At 62.4% G+C, this 22,878-nt stretch carries 21 protein-coding genes; 20 read left to right on the top strand and 1 reads right to left on the bottom strand.

Annotated elements, in window-relative coordinates:
• The first annotated feature begins 300 nt into the window (after positions 1 to 300).
• From FTO74_RS00170 to FTO74_RS00075, 20 genes are all read left to right on the top strand, one after another.
• Entirely contained in the window at positions 301 to 474 is a 174-nt protein-coding gene (locus FTO74_RS00170) for a hypothetical protein (RefSeq protein ID WP_162536331.1), read from the top strand.
• A gap of 26 nt (positions 475 to 500) precedes the next feature.
• Entirely contained in the window at positions 501 to 1,091 is a 591-nt protein-coding gene (locus FTO74_RS00165) for a hypothetical protein (protein WP_255462405.1), read from the top strand.
• Positions 1,092 to 1,110: 19 nt separating this feature from the next.
• On the top strand, positions 1,111 to 1,491 hold the full coding sequence (locus tag FTO74_RS00160; protein WP_162536330.1) for a hypothetical protein: 381 nt from the start codon (positions 1,111 to 1,113) through the stop codon (positions 1,489 to 1,491).
• A 9-nt stretch (positions 1,492 to 1,500) separates the two neighbouring features.
• Positions 1,501 to 1,857, top strand: a complete 357-nt coding sequence (locus tag FTO74_RS00155) for a hypothetical protein (protein ID WP_255462404.1) — start codon at positions 1,501 to 1,503, stop codon at positions 1,855 to 1,857.
• A gap of 362 nt (positions 1,858 to 2,219) precedes the next feature.
• Complete coding sequence (locus tag FTO74_RS00150; RefSeq protein ID WP_162536329.1) at positions 2,220 to 3,191, top strand: hypothetical protein; 972 nt, start codon at positions 2,220 to 2,222, stop codon at positions 3,189 to 3,191.
• A gap of 115 nt (positions 3,192 to 3,306) precedes the next feature.
• The gene (locus FTO74_RS00145; protein ID WP_162536328.1) at positions 3,307 to 3,918 is read left to right on the top strand and encodes a hypothetical protein; all 612 of its coding nucleotides are present in this window, start codon (positions 3,307 to 3,309) and stop codon (positions 3,916 to 3,918) included.
• Positions 3,915 to 4,316, top strand: a complete 402-nt coding sequence (locus tag FTO74_RS00140) for a hypothetical protein (RefSeq protein WP_162536327.1) — start codon at positions 3,915 to 3,917, stop codon at positions 4,314 to 4,316. The genes FTO74_RS00145 and FTO74_RS00140 overlap by 4 nt, the downstream gene beginning before the upstream one ends.
• Before the next feature lie 30 nt (positions 4,317 to 4,346).
• On the top strand, positions 4,347 to 4,868 hold the full coding sequence (locus tag FTO74_RS00135; RefSeq protein ID WP_162536326.1) for a hypothetical protein: 522 nt from the start codon (positions 4,347 to 4,349) through the stop codon (positions 4,866 to 4,868).
• Positions 4,865 to 5,833: a hypothetical protein gene (locus tag FTO74_RS00130; RefSeq protein ID WP_255462403.1), complete on the top strand. Its 969-nt coding sequence runs from the start codon at positions 4,865 to 4,867 to the stop codon at positions 5,831 to 5,833. Before FTO74_RS00135 ends, FTO74_RS00130 begins: the two co-directional genes overlap by 4 nt.
• A 370-nt stretch (positions 5,834 to 6,203) precedes the next feature.
• Positions 6,204 to 11,078: an SGNH/GDSL hydrolase family protein gene (locus FTO74_RS00125; protein ID WP_162536325.1), complete on the top strand. Its 4,875-nt coding sequence runs from the start codon at positions 6,204 to 6,206 to the stop codon at positions 11,076 to 11,078.
• A 67-nt stretch (positions 11,079 to 11,145) separates the two neighbouring features.
• Positions 11,146 to 12,645: a terminase gene (locus tag FTO74_RS00120; RefSeq protein ID WP_162536324.1), complete on the top strand. Its 1,500-nt coding sequence runs from the start codon at positions 11,146 to 11,148 to the stop codon at positions 12,643 to 12,645.
• 283 nt (positions 12,646 to 12,928) lie between these two features.
• Entirely contained in the window at positions 12,929 to 13,795 is an 867-nt protein-coding gene (locus FTO74_RS00115) for a HipA family kinase (RefSeq protein ID WP_162536323.1), read from the top strand.
• A 19-nt stretch (positions 13,796 to 13,814) separates the two neighbouring features.
• Positions 13,815 to 14,666, top strand: coding sequence for a DUF3037 domain-containing protein (locus FTO74_RS00110; protein WP_162536322.1), 852 nt, complete (start codon positions 13,815 to 13,817; stop codon positions 14,664 to 14,666).
• A gap of 125 nt (positions 14,667 to 14,791) precedes the next feature.
• On the top strand, positions 14,792 to 15,997 hold the full coding sequence (locus FTO74_RS00105; RefSeq protein WP_174242200.1) for a phage portal protein: 1,206 nt from the start codon (positions 14,792 to 14,794) through the stop codon (positions 15,995 to 15,997).
• Positions 15,978 to 18,317, top strand: coding sequence for a hypothetical protein (locus FTO74_RS00100; RefSeq protein ID WP_162536320.1), 2,340 nt, complete (start codon positions 15,978 to 15,980; stop codon positions 18,315 to 18,317). The genes FTO74_RS00105 and FTO74_RS00100 overlap by 20 nt, the downstream gene beginning before the upstream one ends.
• A gap of 12 nt (positions 18,318 to 18,329) precedes the next feature.
• The gene (locus FTO74_RS00095; RefSeq protein ID WP_162536319.1) at positions 18,330 to 18,554 is read left to right on the top strand and encodes a hypothetical protein; all 225 of its coding nucleotides are present in this window, start codon (positions 18,330 to 18,332) and stop codon (positions 18,552 to 18,554) included.
• Positions 18,555 to 18,583: 29 nt separating this feature from the next.
• On the top strand, positions 18,584 to 18,835 hold the full coding sequence (locus tag FTO74_RS00090) for a hypothetical protein (RefSeq protein WP_255462402.1): 252 nt from the start codon (positions 18,584 to 18,586) through the stop codon (positions 18,833 to 18,835).
• Between the two features lie 129 nt (positions 18,836 to 18,964).
• Complete coding sequence (purE, locus tag FTO74_RS00085) at positions 18,965 to 19,468, top strand: 5-(carboxyamino)imidazole ribonucleotide mutase (protein WP_162536317.1); 504 nt, start codon at positions 18,965 to 18,967, stop codon at positions 19,466 to 19,468.
• Entirely contained in the window at positions 19,465 to 20,622 is a 1,158-nt protein-coding gene (purK, locus tag FTO74_RS00080) for a 5-(carboxyamino)imidazole ribonucleotide synthase (RefSeq protein ID WP_162536316.1), read from the top strand. The genes purE and purK overlap by 4 nt, the downstream gene beginning before the upstream one ends.
• Before the next feature lie 348 nt (positions 20,623 to 20,970).
• Positions 20,971 to 21,141, top strand: coding sequence for a hypothetical protein (locus FTO74_RS00075; protein WP_162536315.1), 171 nt, complete (start codon positions 20,971 to 20,973; stop codon positions 21,139 to 21,141).
• Positions 21,142 to 21,243: 102 nt separating this feature from the next.
• On the opposite strand, the gene FTO74_RS00070 is transcribed toward FTO74_RS00075, so the two are convergent.
• Positions 21,244 to 22,827 carry a 2-oxo acid dehydrogenase subunit E2 gene (locus FTO74_RS00070; RefSeq protein ID WP_162536314.1) on the bottom strand — a complete coding sequence of 528 codons (1,584 nt, stop codon included), beginning with the start codon at positions 22,825 to 22,827 and terminating at the stop codon, positions 21,244 to 21,246.
• Between the last annotated feature and the right edge of the window lie 51 nt (positions 22,828 to 22,878).

The following is a 22,878-nucleotide window of genomic DNA, read 5'->3' as shown; positions in this document are numbered from 1 at the left end:
GGACAGACGGGAATGGCGTAGTTGATCGGCGCCGACTGCTATTCTAGAAAGGTAGCAAAGAAGCGGGAGCAGAGCCGAAGAGGCACTGCTCCCGTTTTGTTTTTGGATTTGTTTCTTGCTTTTGGGGGCTGCGGCATGGAGGGAAGAAAGAGAGACAGTACTGGACGCTTCGCACGGGTGGTGAAGGAGCGGGAGACAGAGGAGGCTAAGGAATCCCAGATTGAAAGTACAAAGGCTCCGCGGCCTCGGTACTGCCGCTTGTATGTGAGGACACGGCTGGCGAAGGAGCTGCCGGGGATCGTGGACAGCCTGATCAAGAAGGCGAAGGGCGGGAGCGTGCCGCATATGGCGCTGCTGCTGAAGACCGCCGGAATGGACAACAGGGATGAGCTGGTTCCGCCTCCGCTGAAGAAGCCGGAGAAGAGCCTGGCCGCGATCCTGCTGGATGGCTGGGAGCGGGAGAAGTCGAAGTGAAGCGCAGCAACGAAGAGGGAGGCAGGATGGCGCATGAGGTTTGCAGGCCGAGGGCGATTGGCTCTCGGAGCCGGACGATGGAGCTGCGGGCGATGGCGGTGGAGTTTCCCGAGGTGCAGGGGCATCCGAACCGGCTGCCGTTTGAAGGGTGCCTGACGCTGGTGGATGTGGCCAGTGATAAGGCTCCGAGTGGGGCGCGGGGGCATCGGGTCGTGCTGACCAGGGCGGCGGCGGAGGCGGCTCTGCCTAGTCTGCTGGGCATGGCTGTCGACTACAAGGCCGGGTGGGATGGGCATGACGCTAGGCAGAAGTGCGGGATCATTACGTCGGCTGAGTTGGTGGGCAGCAGGCTGATGGTGAGCGGGTTTCTGTTTGCGCGGGACTTTCCGGAGATGGAGCCCGCGATGGATGCGGCGGCCAGCCAGTCGATGGGCATGAGCTACGAGCTGGCCGATGCGCATGTGGCCGATATGAGGGCGCAGGTGTGGACGCTGACTCGGGCGACCTTTACCGGAGCGGCAATTCTGCTGCGGGAGAAGGCCGCTTATCGGGGGACTAGCTTTCGAGTTCGGCGTGAAAGCGCAGGGCACGCGCGGGCGGCGAGTGTTGGACGGTAACGAAAACCAAGGAGGATGAGTGAGTTTTCTGGGTGTACTGGAGACGATTGGTAAGGGGTTTGCCAAGGGGCTCGCGTGGGCGGTGACCTATGCGATTCCCGTGGAGAAGCTGGTGGCGCTGCTGTTTCCTGCGGCTGCTCCGGCGGTGGATGGGCTGGCGGATGCTACGTCGCTGATCCAAAATGCGGTGCTGCTGGTGGAGCAGAAGTATGCCGCCGCGGGTGTGCAGAGCGGCACGGGCGCGCAGAAGCTGGCGGAGGTGGTGTTGCTGACTGAGCCGGTGGTGACGGGTCTTTTGAAGCAGGCCGGGGTGACCGTGGACTCGAACTATCTCGAGAGCCTGGTGTCGGCTGTGGTGGCGATTTTGAATGTCCAGGTGGTTGCGCCGGTAACGGCATAGGAGAGGAACATGGAGATGGAGATGGAAGTGAAGGACGAGTTGAGCGTGGCGATGGAACGGCTGATGGCTGCGGCGGGCGTGCTCGAAGTGGCTGCTGAGAAGCTGGCTGGCCTGGAGATTGCTGCGGTTGGCTCGCGCGAGTTGGAGCTTGAGGAGAAGCTGCGGGTGGCAGAGGCTACGATCTCCGCGCTGCGGGCTGAGGGTGGCCGGAAGACTCTGCCTGCGGGTGTGAGCGCGCTGCTGGCGAAGCAGGGTGAGGGGAAGAACGTTGATGGCTCGGGCGTGGATGCGGCGCTGGTTGGGCTCTCGATGGAACAGCGGATTGCAGTGAAGGCGCAGTTGATGCGGGCTGGGTTGATCGGCTAGTTGTTTGGGGGTTGCTTTTGGCAGAGCTGCCTTAGGGAGAAAGCATATCTCAGGGGCTAAAGCCCGCGTCGGTGGTGGGGTTTAATGTCCGGGCTAAAGCCCAGACCTATCCCAGGAACAACAGCAAGAGCAAAGGCCAAAGCAACAGCAAAAACAGAAGCAGATTCCTCCGCTTCACTCCTGAATGACAACCAAAGGAACTGGCAACAGCAAGAACAACTGCAACGGCCTCTGTGGCTGAGGTTGTGAGGCGGGAAGAGACTTTGTGGCGCGGCTGAGGCCGTGTTCGTAAGGGCAACCATAACGGAAAGGGCCACCAACGCTTGAGGCGATGGTGGCTTTTGTTTTGAAAGGGAGAAGAGATGAACGCGAAGTTTACTGAAATTCATGGCGCTGCGGATTACATTGGACCCGGTGCGATTGAAGTGCCGATGTACCAGACCGAGATCACCGACCTGGTGCGTCGGCGTGGCCTGTTTGGGCAGCGTATTAAGCAGGTTCCGGCTACTGGTCATCCGTCGCGCTACTTTGAGGAGACTGCGATTCCGGCTCCTTCGGCTACCGGCGGCTTTGTCGATCCGCGCAATATCGTCGCTCCGCTGGTGAGCCCGACGCGTGTGGAGCGCAGCGTTCCGCTGAAGGCTCTGGTGGCGCAGATCAACTACAACCTGTTCGATATCGAGCTGGGCCAGCAGCAGAGCCAGTTCGCTTATCTGCAGGCGAAGGACCTGACCGATACCGTTGAAGGCGTGCTGCGCACGCATGATGTCGCGCTTTGGAATGGCACTGACACCAGCCTCAGCACTCCTACAACTGCGCAGTACTTTGGCGCGATTGGGCAGATTGCCGCTGGTGGCAACTCGGTGACGATCGGCACGACGCAGAGCATCGTCGATGGGCTGAAGTCTTCGGTCGCGAATATGATTGCTAACTCGGGCTATGGAGTGCGCCCGACGGCGATCTATGCCAACCCTGTGCTGCTCGACCTGATCGACCGCGAGATGAAGAGCGAGTTCAACGTGGTGCTGGGCTCGAAGGAGATCACCAGTGGCTTCACCGTAAAGATGCTCTCGACGCAGGCGGGCGATCTGCCGCTGATTCCGGATTGGACGCTGCCCTACACCGGTACTCCTGGCTCGGGTTCGGCTGTGCTGCCCGCGTATATCGTGACCGAGGACATGATCGAGTACCACTGGCTGAGCGACCCCAATCCGCGCATCTTCCAACTGGGTATGCCGGGTTCGCTGGCTTCGCAGTACGTCGTCGTGAAGTTTGGCGGCGTGGTGGTGAAGGGCGCGAACTACGCTCATGCGCAGGTTCTGGTCGACCGCTAGAGCGGGCTGAACCAGAAAGGAATGGGGACTGGCGCTATATGTGCCGGTCCCCGTTACTTTTTCATATGTGACATTTTTAGTTACCTTTTGATGCGTTGGGGAGAGGCGCTCGAGAATGGGATATTTGTTGCCGACGGAGTATGTGGGGTATGGGCTGGCGGCGGAGACATCGGATGACTGGGTGACGATGGCCTCGGCGCTGGTAGAGGCGCAGTGCAGGCGGCCCAGCCTGATGGCGCAGCAGTACACGGAACGTCTGCGAATTACGGCGGGGGCGCAGACGGCGCGGTTGAGCTATGGGCCGCTCGCGCCGGGGGCTTTAATCAGCGCGAATGTGCGCTATGCGCGGCCGCGGCGGGGCGAGCTGGAGGGGATTGGGTTTCAGGCGCAGATCGCTACTGCGTTTGGTCTGCCGGGAGCGTGGACTACGTTGGATGTGGCTACGATTGACGTCGATTGTGGCGCGCGGGAGCTTACGTTTCCGACTAACTTTCTGGGGATTGCTTACAACGAGGCCGAGATTACTTATACGGCTGGATTTGTAACTGTTCCGGTTGCAATCAAGATTGCCTGTGCGCAGATTGTGAAGAATGCCCAGGCTACTCCGGCGCTGAACGTGAAGTCGAGCCGGATGGACACGATGCAGATGCAGTACTTCAGCGGAAGTTTGATTGATCCGCAGGTGGAGATGCTGCTGAAGCCGTATCGCGCGGAGAAGCTCGGGTGACCGGGGCCGCGGGGGTAAGGGCTGCGGAGGCTTTGTTGCGTGGGACCGGCGGGCGCAAGGTGCTCGTGAGGATGCCTGCTCCGGCGATTGCGGGCGATGACGGCGAGCAGTTGGGGCTGGAGGCGCCGCAGTTTCAGGACTTCGAGCTGGAGCCGGTAGTGTTTCGCAAAAGCTCTGCCGCGCTGCTGGATACGGAGATGCTGGTCTCGGCGAAGGCGGTGAAGAGAGTCGTTGGGTCGCTGGGGTATGACTCGGCGAAGACGCTATTTCGAGAAGCGCTGGGGATCGTGGTGGGCGACGACCTGTTCGAGGTGGAGTGGGTACGAAGCTCGGAGGTGTTCGGCGTGACGTATTTGTATCAACTTGGGTTACGTGGAGATTTGAGCCTGCTGACGTAAGGGTCGCGTTCGGCGCGAAGAGGAGGATGTGTGCAGAGTGCATGGGATACGTTTTATGTCATGCTGCGTGACCGGGTGGCGGCGGGGAATCCGGGCCGAACGATGGTGGTGCGAGGTACGACGCGGCCTGCGGTGTTGGTGGTAGAGAACGAGCTGGTAGGCGCGGCGGTGGATGGGCTGTCGGTGCTGAATGCGTTTTGTCTGCGCTGGACCGAGGTGGCCGTGGATGGCAATGGGCCGCTGCCGCTGGTGACGGCTACTTGCGAGATTCGGTATGGGACGGCGGGGACCGCTGCGGCTGGGGCTATGGATCGCGGCAGGGCTTTGGCTGCTATGGATGGTGAGCTTGTGGCTGCGCTGATGGAGGCTCCGCGAAGCGTGGTGAAGACGAAGTACGCGAGCGGCGCTGCGGCGGTGGCGATGGGGACGATGGTCTTCTGGGGCGATCCGGTGTTTGGGGCGGTGACGGCTAATGGCGAACGGCTGGAGCGGACCGCGGTGGTGAAGGTTTACAGCTACCAGGAAAGTAGCCAGGAAGCGGGTGAGGCGTGAGCGAGTTGATAGCGGGGACGGCTCCCGTGATGCGGCGGGTGAGGGCTTACTTTGCGCCGGTGGATCGTGTGGCAGGTACGCCGACGGTGTTCGATGCTGCGGGGATGGCGACGTTTGTGCTCGATGCTCCGGCGGCTCCGTGGGTCGATCTGGGTTGGGGTACGGGATTTGCGCGGAAGAGTGGCTCGAAGATTGAGGCTCTCGTTGCTGGGGTTCCGGGGCAGGTGGTGGGACAGGTAAGGACTGAGGTTGAGGCCGAGGTGAGACTCGAGTTTGAGAGCTGGGGCAAGCTGCAGATGGCGCTGGCCGCGGGGTCGCAACAGATGAATGTGCTGGGCTTGGCTGCTGGTGCTGCGGCTAATGGAAGCGGCGGGTTGGCGGGGGCGGCTGTGCCTTTGCTGTCCGGGTCTACGGCTACGCAGTTGAATGTGGGGGCTACGGCTGCGGCGGGGTTCGGTGTTGGCGAGCTGGTGGCCGTGGATGTCGACTATGCGGGGCAGGTTGGGTTTGTCGGCAGCGGCGTGAGTGGCGGGTATGTGAAGAGCGCGGTCTCTGTTGGCAGCAATGCGAACTATGTGCGGCGGGTGACGCTGAATGTGGCACGGATTACCTCGATTGCGAATGGCGTACTGGGGCTGGGGAGTGCGTTGATTGCGGGCGTGCCTGCGGTTGGGATGCAGGTGAGTCCGGTGGTGGGGTTCTGCGATCGCGAAGGCGGTAGCTTCTTTCAGGAGTGGTCGGCTTTGTTTGTGGTCGAAGGGGAGCAGGGGGATCGGGTGATCTTTCACTATCCGAGGCTGCAGGCGATGCAGGGCGCGGCTGAGGAGATGGTGGCTGTGGGGGCTGGGCTGGAGAAGGTAAGGCTGGCCGGGGCTTGGAGGGCGCTGCCTGTTGTCGATGCGAATGATGGGGAGATGGTGGTTTGTTTTCGGAGTTATCTGCCGGGGAGTGGGCGGGCTGTTTGAGTCGTCGATACAAGTGATGGGCGTCACGAAGAATTTGTGGCGGCGATAGGTCGGGCCTTCAGCCCGTTTCTGTCTGTGGGTTCGGTGACCTAGGGCTTCGCCCCAGGCTGGTATAGAGTGCGCCTTCAGCGCTTTCTGAGCCCCTAAATCGGTCATGCCTCGAGTGAACCAGTGCCTCAGACGCGAGACAGGGACACAGGGATTGGAGACTGGGAAAAGAAGGCATACCTCGGGGGCTAAAGCCCGCTTCTGGGAAGGGTTTTAATGTCCGGGCTAAAGCCCGGACCTACCCCAGAAGCAACGGCGACGACAAATGCAACGGCAACAGCAGGAACAAAGACAGAAGCAGATTCCTCCGCTTCGCTCCTGAATGACAACCAAGAAAACAGGCAACGACAAGAACAACGGCAACGACAAGAACAACGGCAACGGCAAGAGCAATGGGGTTGTGGGTGTGGGTGTGGGTGAGATTTTAGAGGAGAGTGGGATGGGTGCTAAGAGTAGAAGTTGGGGGCGGGTGGGTGAGTACCTGCTGGCCTGGTCGCTGCTGCTGGGCGTGCTGGGTGGATTTGGTGCGATGCGCGCTGGGGCGGCTATGGGCCAATCCGGGTCCGCTACGACCGAGGTGACCGATACCGTGTATCGGGCGGATGGTACGGCCGCGGGTGGGACGGTGTTGATTAGCTGGCCTTCGTTTTCGACGGCCAATGGGGCTTCAGTTCCGGCGGGAAGTACGTCGGTGACGATTGGGGCGGGCGGTGCGTTTGAGGTGTCGCTGGTGCCTAATGCGGGTTCGACGCCGATGGGGAGCTACTACACGGTGGTGTATCACCTGGACGACGGCAGCACCACGCGGGAGTACTGGGTAGTGCCGGTGAGTGCGGCTCCGGTGACTGTGGGGTCGATTAAGAGCACCGTGCTGCCCGCCAGCGTGGCGATGCAGACGGTGAGCAAGGCTTATGTCGATACGGCCATTACAGCCGCGCAGTTGGGGCATCCGCTGGATGCTTCGACGCCGTATGTGTTGAAGACCGGAGATACGATGACGGGCGCGCTGGTGTTGCCGACGGACCCGACGACGCCGACGCAGGCAGCGGATAAGCACTATGTCGATACCCAGATTGCGGGCGTGATCGCGGGCAGCAACCAGAAGGTGAACACGATTCCGGTGGCGACGCAGACGGTGATTCAGCCGGTGGGGACGACGCTGGGAGTGAGCAATCTGAATGGTGTGGAGAGCGCGAGCCAGTTTGTGAGCGGGGCGGGGAACAACGGCATCGCCAATGCGACCGCGACGGCTGACTGCGCGAGTGGATGCACGGTGGCGGTGGAGCCTACCTATGCTTCGAGCGAGAAGGCAGTGCCCGCGAACTGGGCTCCCGAGACGCATGTGGAGGATATGCGGAATGGGGTTCGCGACGACAGCTTTCGCGATCCGCTGAACTTTCAAGGCAACTCGGTGAATGCGGCGCAGGAGATCAACCTGGTGGCGACGCGAAGCTCGTTAGATCAGTTTGCGCTTACGCGCGGGAATTCCTATTCGACCGGCCTGCTCATCAATACGACGGGGCTTACGGGCGGCAATAATGCCTATCCCGAGCATGTACAGGGGACGGTGCCGTACTTCAAGTCGAACTATGCCGGAGAGATTCTGCAGGGGACGTACAACACGCCGGGCCAGCATATTCAACTGGGGCAACAGCAGAACTGCTTCGGAGTCGGCGACTGCCTGCTGGGGTCGCAGTTTATGTACTCGTCGGGCGGGTTCAGGGACGATACCGACGAGGGAGCGCATCCCTCCGACTTCCAGATACTGGAGGATACGCGGGTACTGGAAGGAACATGCCAGAGCGGCTGTACGCCGGGCTCGACGCAGGTGCAGCTTACGGTGACGGCGAATCCGGGAACAGAGGGCGAGGGGCGCTACCTGATCGACCTGAACCCGGCGCATGTGCTGACGACCGGCACCATTACGGGGGGAACGGATGGTGTGGTGGGTAGCCTGCCCGTGGTTACGTTCAGCGGCACGGCCTTTCCGGTGAGCGTGATGCTGGAGACGGCGCAGACCATTACGACGCAGACCAATTCGATACTGCCGGGAACGGTGACGGTTCCGATTGTGACTTCGGGCGTGCCCGCGGGCTATGCGACGAGCACCGCTTCGTTGCCGGGCAATAGCGGCGTGGCCTGCGTGACCGACTTTATGGAGCAGGACGACCGCTCGTTGAACTACGAGATGGCCAGCTACAGCGTGATGGATGCGAGCCACCTGACGATGACGCTGAACCGCGCGCATGGTGCCGGGGCCACGATTGCTGTGGGTGGGTTGTGCGGCTATGGCATTGAGGAGACCGCCGATACTACGGCCGGGATTCGGCAGGTGTTTCCGGTGGCGGCTTCGACTTCGGCGACGAGCCTGATGTATGCGGGCGGCATTACGCGGGTGCTGGGAAGAAGCGGTACGACGGGCGCTTACCTGAACGTGAATGGGACGATCGGCTCGATCTCGCGGAATGGCAATGTGGTGACCGTTACGACCTCGAGCAATTTGCCAGCGGATGTGAATGGGCTGACGGTGGCGGTGGCAGGGGTGGCGGATTCGAGCTTCAACGGCAGCTTTGCTGTGACCACGACTGGAGCCAACTCGCTGACCTATGCGCAGACGGGAGCGAACAGCACGAGCAGTGGCGGAACGATCGGCTATGTGAATGGCTCGTTTGCGCTGTACCCAATGGCCGAGGTGATCGGCGTATACAACACGGCGACGAAGGCCGTGGATGGGCTGATGACGCTGGCTCCGAACACGGTGCAGTGGGCGCAGAACGACCCGGTGGAGCACCCGCACTACTTCCAGGAGAAGGTGGCTCCGGATGGTCACTATTTCCAGCAGTTTACGGCGAGACCGGGGAGGACGGTGGCTTCGAGCCTTGTCTATGAGGGCAATAACGGACCCGGCCTGACGGGCTTTGCGGTCAGTAATGCTTCGGATCCGACGCAGTACCTGGGAGATGGCGGAACGCGCACGGCTCCGGATGCGGCGTATGCAGCTACGGGCGTGTGGAACAACGCGATGTCGGTGACGGCGGGCGTCTCGTCCACGTTTGCGGTGCATTGCAACCTGCATGGGTGCGGGCGCTGGGACTCGGTGTACAACCTGTTTGCGCTGGACAGCGTGGGGGGGCAGGATGTGGTGACGTACGCTCCGGCGACCAGCACTCTGGACTTCAGGCTGAACGGGACACATTATGGGTTTACGCCACAGGCGCTGACGGCGGGAACGATCAACGTGGGGACGTTGAACGCTACGTCGGTAAATGCCTCGAGCATTCAGGGGGCGATTGCGGCTTCGAGCCTGCCGGTCTTCAAGGCTTCGGGCAGCTTGCACGCGGCCGGTGCGGTGCCGGACCCGGGAGCTACGGCGGGAACTAGCCGCTATCTGCGTGAGGATGGGACGTGGAATGCGGTCGTAGGCGGAGTGGCTTCGGTGAATGGCCAGACCGGCACGGTGGTTGTGGATGCGGCGGGCGCGGCGGCGGCGGTGCAGACGAATCTGAATGCGACCAATGTGACGGTGACCGCTAATACTGCGGCTCTGGCGGCGCTGGCTCCAGTGGCTACGTCGGGCAATGCGAAGGATGTGTCGGGCATCGGCGGAGTGCCGCAGCGGGCGAGTCTGCTGGCGGAGTATCTGTTGAACGAGGGCACGGGCACGGTGGCTCACGATACCAGCGGCCAGGGGAACGATGGGACGATCTCGGGCGCTACTTGGGAGGGGACGACGGACCTGAACTTTACGGTGCTGGGGGAGTACATCCAGATGCCTACGGCGGTGAACCAGGCGAATACGTTTCAGTTTGCGGTGTATGAGCCGACATTCGGCTCGGGATCGGGCGCAATGCCGCCAGGGTATGGAGAGCCTGCGGCCTTTGGAGTCAATGCTTCGCTGCTCTGCGGCACGGACACGGCGCACACCTGCCTGATTGCGATGTCGAATATCTCGTCGGGTAAATCACAGCGGTTCGAGGCCTTCAACTCGGACCACACGGAGTCGAAGGAGCCGCTGAGCGCGGGGTGGCATATCGTCACGATCGTGAATGGCGGATCTGGGAAGCTGGACCACCTTTACTACGATGGCGCGGAGGTGAATGGCTATATCACGCAGGGCTCCAACATGCTGCTGCACCCGGCGACGGGGAACTACCAGATCGGCGGCTCGACGGCTTACACCGGGTCGTGGTGGCTGGGGAAGGTGGCGGCGGCCTGGGCGTGGAGTACGTCGCTCTCTTCGACCGATGTGCAGGCGGCGGCGACGGCGGCAACCGCTTATGTGAAGGGGAAGGGTGGCTTCGTAAACTATCGGCCGGCGCAGCATGATGGGGGATTGATTATCGGAGGCATCGACTCGCGCACGGCGGGCAGCAATGGAGTGAGCAGCTCAGCCAATGTGTGGCTGGCGAACCTGACGCTGACCGATTCGACGTATACGACGGTGAACCTGGGGATGCCGGGCTCGATGGCCTATGACGATGCGGCGATGTTCGACATGCTGTATGCGCCGTTGATTGGAACGAACTCCGGACCCACGATCACGGTGCTGTGGGGCGGGGTGAACGACTTTCCGCATAACCAGAGCGCGCGGCAGATAGCCAACTACCTGAAGACCATGGCGCAGAAGGCGAAGGCGCTGGGGTCGAAGGTGATTGTGGCTACGGAGATCAGCTCGAACAACAATGGCGATACCTACAAGGATGGCCTGGACCCGATTATCCGGGCGGAGGCGTTTAGCTGGGGTGCGGATAATATCGCAGACCTGGCGACGATTCCGCACCTGGGAGCCGATGGCGCGTATGCGAACACAACCTACTTTGCCGATGGGCTGCACCCGAATAATACGGGCGAGCTTTTTCTGGATACGGTGTTCAGCAATGCGATCAATGAGCTGATTGGATCGAACGAGACATCGAACCGGCATACGACGGCGGCGGCTACCTATGCCGAAGTGGCGGGGGATCGGTTCCTGGATCTGACGGGTACGGCGGCGCAGGCGGTGACGCTGCCGGGCTGCATGGGGTACTCTCTGCCGCGGCAGATTGTGAACATCGGCTCGGTGGCGGCGACGGTGGCTCCGGCGAGCGGGGATACGCTGGTGGGGGCTACCTCGATTGCTGTGGGGGCGAAGGCGATGTTTGTTCCGATTCCGGGAACTCTGGCTGCGGCTGGATGCAACTGGGAGCGGACTCAGTAGCGCAGTAAGAAGAATGGGGCCGGTCCTTCAACGGGACCGGCCCTTTTTCAGTTCTTGAGGGAAAGAGATGCGTGGGAGCAGGGAGATGCTGGCTCTGAAGGATGGGCTGGAGAGCAGGCTGGCCAATAGCGAAGGGATGACGTGCGGGATGTACCTGGCGGAGAAGCTGCTGCGGGTGCGAGGGCGGGATGGAAGTCTGGCTCCGCTGCGGGCGAATGCGGTGCAGAGGCGCTATGAGCAGCAGCGGGGGAAGGCGAACATTGTGCTGAAGGCTCGGCAGATGGGCGTGACGACCTGGGTGGCGGGGCAGTTCTTTCTGAAGACGATTACGCAGCCGGGCGTGTTGACCGTGCAGGTGGCGCATACGCAGGAGGCCGCGGAGAGGATCTTTGCGATGGTGCAGAGGATGTGGGAGAACCTGCCCGCATCGCTGCGCGAGGGGGAGCTGGCGCTCTCGCGGGCCAATGCAAGGCAGATGGTATTTCCGGAGCTGGATAGCGAGTTTCGCGTGGCCAGTGCGGCGGATGAAAATGCCGGCCGGGGGTTGACGATTCAGAACCTGCATTGCAGCGAGGTGGCGAGATGGCCGGGGGATGCGGCGGCTACGCTGGCGGGGTTGCGAGCGGCGCTGGCTCCGGGGGGTGAGGTTTGTCTGGAGAGTACTCCTCGGGGGGCTTATGGGTGCTTTTATGAGGAGTGGATGGGGGCTCGGGAGACTGGGGCTGTAAGGCATTTCTTTCCCTGGTGGATGGAGGAGGCTTATCGCTCGGAGGCTGCTATGGAGCTGCGGGAGGATGAGCTGGCGTTGATGAAGGCTGAGGGGCTGACGGCGGAGCAGATCGGGTTCCGGAGGGAGCTGGAGCGGAGCTATCGGGGGCTGCGGTCGCAGGAGTTTGCTGAGGATGCTGTGAGTTGTTTTAAAGCTACTGGTGACTGCTGCTTCGAGGTGGAGGCGGTGGAGGCTCGGATGGCTGAGGTGCCTGCTCCGGCGGAGCGTAGAAGAGGCGGGGCGTTGTTGGTGTGGCTGCCGCCGGTGGCGGGGCGGGAGTACATCGTCGCTGCCGATACGGCGGGCGGTGGCGTGGATGGTGACTTTGCTGCCGTGCAGGTGGTGGAGGTGGCTACCGGGTTGCAGTGTGCGGAGTTACAGGAACGGATGACTGTCGCGGAGTTGGCGCGGGTGTGTGCGGCGCTGGCGCGGGAGTATGGCGGGGCGATAGTCGCCGTGGAGAGGAATAATCATGGGGCCGGGGTGCTGGCTTATCTGGATGCCTCCGAACGCTGGAGCCGGGTGTATGCGCAGGATGGAGTGGCTGGGTGGTTGACTACCGCAGGGAATAAGCCGGGGATGGTTAGCCGGATGGGGGCTTTGCTGATGGAGTCGCCGGGACTCTTTATGAGTGGGAGATTGCTGGGGGAGTGTCGGACGTTTGTGACCTGGGGTGGTGGTCGGACGGGGGCTGCGCAGGGGGCGCATGATGATTGTCTGATGGCTATGGCGGTGGCGCAGGGGGTCAGGGCGGAGTTGTTGGGGCACTTCGTGCCGCTCTCGGGGCGGCATGGGTGAGTCATTCGCATGGGGCCTCCTGTTGGTCGGCAGCGAGATTTTTTATTCCGACCAAAATGGCAAGAACAACAGCAACGGCAAAAGAAAAAGCAGATTCCTCCGCTTCGCTCCTAAATGACAACCAAAAGAACTGGCAACAGCAAAGGTGAGAACAGGCAACAACAAGGGCAACCGCAGATTCTTCGGCCTCGCTCAGGAGAATAGAGTGTCTGGAAGTGGCTGGATTTTGTGGGTTTTCGGGATCTTGGGGTTGGTGCAGTATTCTGCTGGCACGGGGGACGGTTTGGCGATACTGGCGGTGCAGGCGATTCGCCGGATGAGGGGTGGAGCGCAGAGTCAGCTCATGCTGGGGGCTGATGGGAACCTGTGGGTGGTGAAGTTTACCAATAATCCGCAGCATGTGCGGGTGCTGGCCAATGAACTGATCGCGACCAGGCTGGCGGCGGCGACGGGATTGACCGTGCCGTTGTGCGATGTGGTGGAGGTGACGCCGTGGCTGGTGGAGCATACCGATGGGATGAGCATTGAGCTGGGCAAGGGGATGCGGGTTCGGTGCGCGTCGGGGTTGCAGTTCGGCAGCATGTTTGTGGGTGGGCTGATGCCGGGGCAGGTAGTCGATTATCTGCCGGAGCAGCAGCTCGAAGAGGTGACCAACCTGGCGGAGTTTGCCGGGATGCTGTGCGTCGATAAGTGGACCGGGAACTGCAATGGGCGGCAGGCGGTGTTTGAACGGAAGCCGCGAGGGAAAAGGTATCGGGCTACGTTTATTGACCAGGGGTTTTGCTTCAATGCAGGCGAGTGGAGTTTTCCCGACTCGCCGCTGCGGGGAGTGTATGCGCAGAACAATGTCTACCGGAAGGTGACGGGATGGGAGAGCTTTGAGCCGTGGCTGACGCGGGTGGAGGAGATGGACGCGGGGGTGCTGTGGGGGATCGCAGAGGCCGCGCCGCCGGAGTGGTATGGCGGCGATCCGGCGGCGATCGAGGTGCTGATGGAGCAGTTGCTGGCGAGGCAGAGGCGGGTGCGAGGATTGATTGAGGCATTTCGGGACTCGAACCGGGAGCCGTTCCCGATGTGGGCGCGTGGTGTGAGTATTGTGGTGCCGCAGCAGTTTGCGGGGAGTAAAGTGCTGGGAAGATTTGTGATGTAACGGTTGCGGGAGAGGCGCTTTGAACGAGAGGATGCCGTGCGAGTTCTTCCTGATCCGGTATGTGCCGGATGTGGTGAAGGGCGAGTTCGTGAATATCGGCGTGGTGCTGCGGGAGGCCGGTGGAGCCGCCAGGGCGGACGTGCGGTTTACGCGCGACTGGGCGCGGGTGCGGTGCATGGACTCGGACGCCGATGTGGCGTTGCTGGAAGGGCTAGAGCAGGAGATTGGGGCTCGACTGCAAAGAGCTGTGACGGCGCAGGACCCGAAGCGCGTGATGGATGTGCTGGAGGACTCGCTCTCGAACTCGGTGCAGATCACCGAGGCGCGGGCTTGTTTGGCGGAGAACCTGCCGACGGAGATGGAGCAGCTGATGCGGATGTATGTGGAGCCGCTGAAGGTTGCCAAGGTGAGGGCGCAGCAGACTGGGCGGGCCGCGATCTCTGCGGCGGTGCGGGGGGAGTTCGAGCGGGCCGGGGTTTGGCGGATGATGCGGAAGAGGATTGCTGCGGCGCCTTATACGCAGGCGGGTGATCCGATGAAGATCGACTGCGGGTATCGGGTGGTCTCCGATGAGGCGCGTGGGGTGGTCAGGATGTTTCATGCGGTGTCGCTGGACGGGGATGTCGAGGCGGCTAAGGTGCTGGCTTACTCGGCTCCGCAGTTGCGGGATGGCGTGGGGAGGGTGGAGGCGGCGGAGCTGCTCCTGACGGCGGTGGTGGAGCCGATCAAGATGGTCGCGGAGGATGAGGGCGAGGCCTGGGAACGGTATCGGTTTGGGGTGGAGACGATGGAGCGGCAGCAGATTCGGGTGGTGACGTTGAGCGATCTGGCCAGGGCGGCGGAGACGGCGAGGCGGGAGCTGCGGGTGTAGGTAAGGCGAGAGTTTAGTGGGTGTCGGGCGTGGCCGTTAGGGCTGCGCCCGTTTTATTTTGCGCAAAAATTACATGGGGGTGCGACTTGGGAATTGGTGAGAAGGTTCGGAGTGTGTTGCGGCAGATGGCTGGGGGCAGTGAGGCGAAGGTTGAAGGGCCGAGGAAGACGGTGCCGTTGCCTTCGATTCTGACGCCCTACAACGTGAGTGGGCGGCCGGGGCTGGCGGTGTCGCCGAAGCCTACGGCGGCGAATCTGCGCCGGTTTGCCGAGACGCCGGTGGCGCGACGGGCGATCAATGTGGTGAAGGACAAGATCGCCAGCATGGACTGGCAGATACGGGTGCGGCGTGGGTATCGTGAGGCCGATGTGCCGGATGCGCAGGCGAGGATGAATGCGCTGCGGGCGGCGCTTGAGGAGCCGAATGATTCGGACTCGTTTCGTACGCTTTGGGAGCAGGTGATCGAGGATGTGCTGGTGGGCGGGTTCGGCTCGGTGGAGATGAAGGCCACGGGGGATGAGAACAGGCCATTTGAGCTGTATGCCGTCGATGGCGCTGCGATCCATGTGGACGCGCGGTGGCAGGCCGGGGTGGATACGCCTCGGTATGGGTTCTATACGGGGATGCCGGGCGCGGAGGCTGTGACGCCGCTGCGTGACGATGAGTTGATGTATATACGGCTGAATCCGCGGACGCATACGCCGTTTGGCCTGGGGCGGCTGGAGGTGGCGTTCGATACGGTGAACCAGTTTTTGAGTGCGAACCGGTATGCGGGAAGGCTGGCTTCGAACAGCGTGGTGCAGTATGCGCTGTGGCTGGATGAGGCGACGCCGGAGCAGCATGATCGGCTGATTCGGTGGTGGCAGGACGAGATTGAAGGCACAGGGCGGGTGCCGGTGTTGAGTTGCGAGAAGAAGCCGGAGGTGCTGAAGTTTGCGGGCGGCACCGATGCGGACCTGCGGATTCAGTGGCAGGAGTTTCTGGTCACGATGATCGCCAATGCGTTTGAGCTGCCGCCGATGATGCTGGGGTTGACCAGTGAGGTCAATCGCTCGACCGCGGGCGAGCTGGCGGATGAGGCGTTCCAGAGCGCGGTGGTGCCGGTGGCGAAGCTGCTGGCTGAGCATATTACGCGGGACCTCTTTGCGAAGAAGCTGGGGTGGCGGGAGTTTGAGTTCAGCTTCAACGACCTGGATGAGAGGGATGAGAGCAAGGAGGTCGCGATGCAGATACAGCTATTGCAGGCTGGGGTGCTGAGTGTGGCCGAGGTGAGGGCGATGCGTGGGTTGCCTCCGGTTGAGGAGGTGGGTAGTGAAGCTGACGATCGATAACCTGGATGGGAAGGGGGCAGTGGACTACAGTGGGGCTGTCGACAGGTCGAACGTTCGTTCTAGTCCGCTGAAGATTCAGCGGGTATTGAATGAGCCTTCGATTTTGAGCGGGATGCTGTGCCTGGAGGGGACCGCACTGCCGGGGCCGGTGCGGCGCGGGAGGGTGGTGGTTGCGGCTCAGAATGGGACGGTGCTCTTTACTGGGTATCTGGCTACGGAGCCGGAGTCCGTGTATGCCGGGGTGGGTGGCGCGGGGCCGGTGTATCGGCTGGCGTTTTCGGCTGTGAGCGATGAGTGGCTGCTGGATAAGCAGCCGGCGGTGCCGTTTGCGGGGGCTGGGCTTAGCGTGGAGGGTGGCACGCTGTTGCAGACGCTGGTCCAGCGCGCGGGCGGCGGGGTGACGATCAGCGTTGCGACGACGCAGGCGGTCGGGGTCTTTCAGCCGAAGGTCGCAGCGGCGTGGTCCGTCAACACTGGGGAGATGGCGGCGGCGGCTTATAGCAGCTATCGGGCGCTGAACGGCGTCGTGAGCCTGGAAAAAATTGGGACGACGACGCATAGCTTCTCGGATGGAGATGGCACACTCACTGTTGCCGCGTTGAGGACTGCGGCTGTGCGGGAGTTGGCCAATGATGTGATGCTCTCGGGCGATATCGAGCCTTGGGCGTATGTGACGGAGCTATTTCAGGGCGATGGCACTACGACTGCCTTCACGTTGGACCAGCCGCCGTTTGTAGCCAAGGCGAATCAGCGGAAGCCGATCGACGATAGCTTCAACACGGGCGTGTTCAATACCGATATCTGGGCCGTGACGGATCCGGGGTCGCATCTTGGATTTAGCTCTGCAGGGTTGCAGATGAGCGGCGGCAATGGGCTGGATGGGCAGACTACGCTGACCGCGATTGATGCGGTGGAGTTGGGCGGGGCGTTGCTGCTGGAGCTGGGGAATGTGCAGCTATCGGCCGCTAGCGATGGCGTGCTGGGGGGATTCTATGCGGGCGTGACCTCGCGGACGAACTGCTTTGCCGGGTTCAATGTGCGGCAAAGCGGCGGGCAGACGCTGGTGGTGCCGATGGTCGGTGGAGTCGAGGTCGGGACCAGCTTTGCGGTGCTGGGCGGGCACAGCTATACGCTACGGATTCGGTTACATTCTGTCGAGATGCAGCGGGTGGCCCAGAGCTACTATGCGACGGTCGATGGGGTGGTCACGCAGTTTGGTGGTGGACTGCGTGCCGCGCCGGTGACGGTGGTGATGGACCTCATTGATTTAGGGGCTGCTTCGAATACTCCGGCTACGGTGTTGTATGACGGCACCACGGCTGGAGCTGTGGCGAATGCTCCGGCTACTTGTAGCTTTGTGCCGGTGAACAGCGTGCAGTTGATCGGGAGCGTTGGCTTTGTTCGGTTGACGCAGGTGGGGTCGACCTGGGTGACGAGCACGCCGCCGGGAGGAGCGACAGCTACGCGGCTGATGGGGACTACGGGCGAGGGTGTGGACTGCAAGGTCGCGCAGGATGGTTCTGTATCAGGAAAGGTTACATTCTTTGCGGGGCGCGTTCCGGTGGCCGGAGAGACGATTGCGGTGACGTATCGCGGTCGGAACCGTGCGCTGGCTCGGATCGCTAATGCGGCTAGTGTTGCCGCGGAAGCTGCGGGCGGTGCGCAGGGGAGCGCGCGGTGGCTGGGGCATGTGGTGCGGCCTGAGGCTCGAAGCTCGGCTGACTGCGAGAGCGCGGCGATGTGCGTGCTGAGCTTTGCGACGGCGCGGGCGGCGGCGGTCTCGGGGAGTTATGCGGTGGCGCGGGCGGCGGATGTGTGGCCGGGGGATGTGCTGGCGCTGACGACCAATGGGGACAGCTTAAGCGTGATCGTGAGGAAGGTGACCGTCGAGGATGGCGGTGTGGTGCCCGAGAGCCTGAGCTATTCGATGGACTTTGCCAATGACTGGGCCGAAGGGTTGGGGATTGCTCTGTCGGAGACGCTGGCGGCCGATGCTGTGCCTCCGACTACTGCGCTGAGTGCTCCGGCGCAGGTGTTGGCGAATCTTCAGAGTTTGGCCGTGGTGTCGGCTACGACTACTGCGTTGCAGGTGGATGCTGGGGTGGCTCCGCCGAGCGGCGGGGGCTTTGAGGTGCGGCGGCGGGATGACGACTTTGGACCGGGGGTGGATCAGGACCTGGTGCTGCGGAGTCCGGTGAGGAGCTTCTCGATTCCTCGGGTGAGTGAGGAAGAACGGTTTTTTGTGCGGATGTATGACGGTGGCTCGCCGCCGCTTTACTCGAGGTGCTCGAGTGAGGTGGTGACGCATCTGCCGGTGTAGGGAGGAGTGGGGATGACGGATTTTGAGGGGCAGGTGCTGGCGGACCTGCACGTGTTGAAGAACCAGATGGACCAGTTGATGGGCGTGGGGCAGCCGGGGCGGCTGCACCATATCGAGGCCAGGGTGGCGGCGACGGAGCAGGGAGTGCAGCGCGTGAAGGGCGGCGTTGGGGTCTTTGGGATGGTGTTGACGTTGCTGCATCTGGCGGTGACGTACTTGGGTGGAAGGCATCACTGAGACGGGGGAGAGAGATGGAGTTTTTGAGGATGTTTTTGCGGAGCGTGACGCTGCTGCCGGGGGTGGTGCAGGACGTTGAGGCCATGTACGGGGCCGGGACCGGGGCGAAGAAACGGGCAGCGGCGATTGAGCTGGTGGGCTCGGCGATCAAGATTGGCGATGCCGTGGAGGGGAAGCAGATTGTGGATGCTGACCAGTTTATGGCTGCGCTGGGGGTCATTGTCGATGGGGTGGTTGCTTGTTTGAATGCCAGTGTCTGGGCTAAGAAGCTAAATGCTTAAAAGCGCCCTCGCGCCGGGCGGGCGGCACTTCGTGCGGTTCTCGGGGCGGTGTGGGTAAGTAATCTTCTGAGGGCCTCCCGTTGGTCGGCAGTAATCATTTTTGATTGCTGCCGACCATATAATCGAACGATGGATGCTATGCCGCTGGTCGGAGTAGTGATGGGAAGCCGCAGCGATTATGCGGTGATGAAGGCCGCAGTCGAGGTTCTGCGCGAGTTTGAGGTACCGTTTGAGGCACGGATCGTCAGTGCGCATCGCACGCCGGAACTGATGTATGAGTATGCGCAGAGCGCCTCGGCGCGGGGGCTCAGGGTCATCATCGCGGGTGCGGGTGGGGCGGCGCATCTGCCGGGGATGCTGGCGGCGCTGACTGTGGTTCCGGTACTGGGTGTGCCGGTGGCCATGACCGCGTTGCAGGGGATGGATTCGCTGCTGAGCATTGTGCAGATGCCCAAGGGCGTGCCCGTGGGGACGCTGGCGATCGGCGCGGCGGGCGCGGGGAATGCGGCGCTGCTGGCGGTGGCGATTCTGGCAACGACCGATGAAGGGTTGCGGGCGAAGTTGGTGGCTCGGCGGGAGGCTACGCGCGACCGCGTGCTGGCCGATAGCCTGGAAGATGAGGCACAGGCGTGAGCGCGATTCTTCCTGGGGCAACGATTGGGATTTTTGGTGGTGGGCAGCTCGGGCGGATGATCGCCATGGCGGCGCGTGGGATGGGGTATCGGATTCTGGTGCTTGATCCTGATCCGGGCTGTCCGGCGCGGTTTGTCGTCGACGGCTGCATTGAGGCGGGGTGGGATGACAGCAGAGGCGCGGCGAACCTGGCGCGTGGGTGCGACGTGGTGACGCTGGAGATTGAGCAGATCAGCCCGCGCAGCATGGAGGCCGCGGCCAGCTTCTGTCCGGTAAGGCCGGGTGGGGCGATGCTGGCGGTGATTCAGGACCGGATTGAGCAGAAGGACTGGCTGCGGAAGCATGGCTTTCCCGTCGGCGAGTATCGGGCGGCAAGGTCGCTGGACCAGGTGCGGGAGGCGATCGCCGCGCTGGGTGGGCGGTGCTTCTGCAAGAGCGCCACGGGTGGGTATGACGGGCGTGGACAGGGTAAGGTCGGGTTCGCTGGAGAGGTGACCGAGAACGACGTTCGCGGGGCCTGGGAGGCGCTGGGCGAAGGGCCGGGGGTAGTTGAGCAGGCCGTGGAGCTGGAGCGCGAGATCAGCGTGATGGTGGCGCGGTCGCCGAGCGGCGAGGTGAAGGTTTATCCGGCGGCCTGGAACCACCATGAGAATCAGATTCTGGACTGGAGCGTGATTCCGGCTCCGATTTCTTCGGAGATGGAGCGGGAGGCGCGGAGGATTGCTAGTGAGATCGCTGACACCTTTCAACTCGAGGGGCTGCTGGCAGTGGAGATGTTTGTTACCGACGGGGGCAGGCTGCTGGTGAATGAGCTGGCTCCGAGGCCGCATAACAGCTATCACCAGAGCGAGCGGGCTTGTGTGACCAGCCAGTTTGAACAGGCGGTGAGGGCGGCGTGCGATCTTCCGCTGGGGGATGTGGATGTGGTGCAGCCTGCGGCGATTGCGAATCTGCTGGGGGATCACTGGATTGCCGCGGATGGGTCTCCTCGGGAGCCCGCGTTTGATGCGGCGCTGGCGGTGCCGGGAGTGAGGCTGCATCTGTATGAGAAGCTGAAGCCGCGTAAGGGGCGCAAGATGGGGCACCTGAGCGCGGTGGGGAAGACGGCGGATGAGGCTGTGGCGTTGGTTTTGAAGGCTAAAGCGGCTTTGTAAAGGGGGGCCGTTGGTCGGTGATGAGGATTTTGTTTCCGACCAGCCGTGCGAAGCTTGAAAAAGGCGTGGGAACGCCCGCCCTCCGCGTAACGGGTGCGTCGGCAGGACAGATTTGTGGCGGGGATAGATCGGGCCTTCAGCCCTTATTTGCCTGTGCGGTCGGTTACCTAGGGCTTCGCCCTAGGCTGGTATGGAGCGCGCCTTCAGCGCTTTTCTCGGGTTCGACAGGGTGGTTGTGGCTTGGTTGGAACCCATGTCTCAGAAGAATCGAGACATGGGGCCCCGGAGTTGGGGCTGGGAGAGGAAAGCATACCTCGGGGGCTAAAGCCCGCTTCTGGGGTGGGTTTGATGTCCGGGCTAAAGCCCGGACCTACCTCAGAAGCAACGACGAAAGCAAAAGCAACAACAACAACAACAGCAACAGCAACGACAACAACAAAAGCAGGAACAAGGGCAAAAGCAGAAGCAGATTCCTCCGCTTCGCTCCTGAATGACAAACAAAAGAACAGGCAACGGTGAGGGCTGGGGCTTTGAGTTTGCTCGGGTGTGGTGTTCGAAGGTGCAAAAAACTGGCGGCGGACCTTGTGAGGTCCGCCGCCGTTTTTTGTGGTTTGGAGAGAGTTAGCCGATGTCTTCGGACCAGTTCTCGAGGTAGGCCTTGAAGTCCGACATGAACTTGCCCGCGTCCGCGCCGTCGACGATGCGGTGGTCGAAGCCCAGCGTGAAGCGCTGGATCGAGCGGATCGCGATGCTCTCCTGGCCGTCCTTGTCGGTGATGACCTCGGCTTCCTTGTTCAGGCCGCCGATCCCGAGGATCGCCGCCTGGGGCTGGTTGATGATCGGGGTACCGAACTGCTCACCAAAGATGCCCGAATTGGTGAGCGTGAAGGTGCCGCCCGAGACCTCGTCCGGAGCGAGCTTCTTGTTGCGGGCGCGGTCGGCCAGGTCGACGATGGAGCGGGCGACGCCGAGGAAGGACTTCTCCTCGCACTGCTTGATGACCGGGACGATCAGGCCCCAGTCGAGCGCGACCGCGATGCCGATGTTGATGTTCTTGTTGTAGAGGGTGGCATCGCCCTGGACTGCGGCGTTGACGATGGGGTGCTTGCGCAGGGCAGCAACGGCAGCGCGCGTGATGAACGGCATGTAGGTCAGCTTGACGCCGTTGCGCTGCTCGTACTTGTTCTTTTCCTTCTCGCGCAGCCGGACGATCCGGGTCATGTCGACCTTGAAGACCGTGTGGACGTGCGGGCTGGTCCGCTTGGACTCGACCATGCGCTGCGCGATGATGGAGCGCATCTTGGTCATGGGGACCAGTTCGCCCGGAGCCGGGGCGGAGACGGGTGCGGCGGGCTTAGCCGGGGCCGGAGCAACGGCGACAGGGGCTGCCGGAGCAGCAGCGGCGGCGGGCTTTGCGCCGCCTTCGAGGTGGCCGAGAATGTCCTGCTTGGTGATGCGGCCGGAGGCGCCGGTACCCGGAACCTGGCTCAGGTCGACGTTGTTCTCACCGGCGATCTTGCGGACCAGAGGCGAGGTGCGGCCACGCTCGCCAGCCGAGGCGCTGGCAGCCGGGGCTGCTGCGGGCGCAGCAGGTGCGGCAACGGGAGCAGCGGCCTTGGGGGCCGACTTGCCGCCGCCGATGATCGCGACCACTGTGTTGATGGTCACGGTCGAGCCTTCGGGGACCTTAATCTCAGTGAGCGTGCCCGCGATGGGCGAGGGGATCTCGGCGTCGACCTTGTCGGTCGAGATCTCGAAGATGGGCTCGTCGCGCTGAACGGTGTCGCCGACCTTCTTGAGCCACTTGGTGATGGTGCCCTCGGTGATAGACTCGCCCATCTGGGGCATCAGGACCTCGGCTCCAGCGGCCTCGGGGGCCGGAATTGCGGCTTCAACGGCAGCGACGGCTTCGGCGGCCGGGGTTACGGAGTCGATCTTCAGGTCGGCGGGCGCGGCAGCGGCGGAACCTGCCTCATTGATGGTGCAGACGACTGTGTTGACCTGGACAGTGGTGCCTTCGGCGATCTTGATCTCACCCAACGTACCGGCTACGGGCGAAGGGATCTCGGCATCGACCTTATCGGTCGAAATCTCGAAGAGAGGCTCGTCGCGCTCGACGACGTCGCCGGGCTTCTTGAGCCACTTGGTGATAGTGCCTTCGGTAATGGATTCGCCCATCTGGGGCATGATGACATCAGTTGGCATGAAGATCCTTCTCGCAAGTAGGCTGTCTGCGTGACGCAGTTACGCCACTGG

The sequence above is a fragment of the Granulicella sp. WH15 genome, from assembly GCF_009914315.1.
GTDB lineage: Bacteria > Acidobacteriota > Terriglobia > Terriglobales > Acidobacteriaceae > Edaphobacter.
The sequence above is the reverse complement of the archived record's forward strand: the minus strand, read 5'-3'. Positions and strand labels throughout refer to the sequence as shown.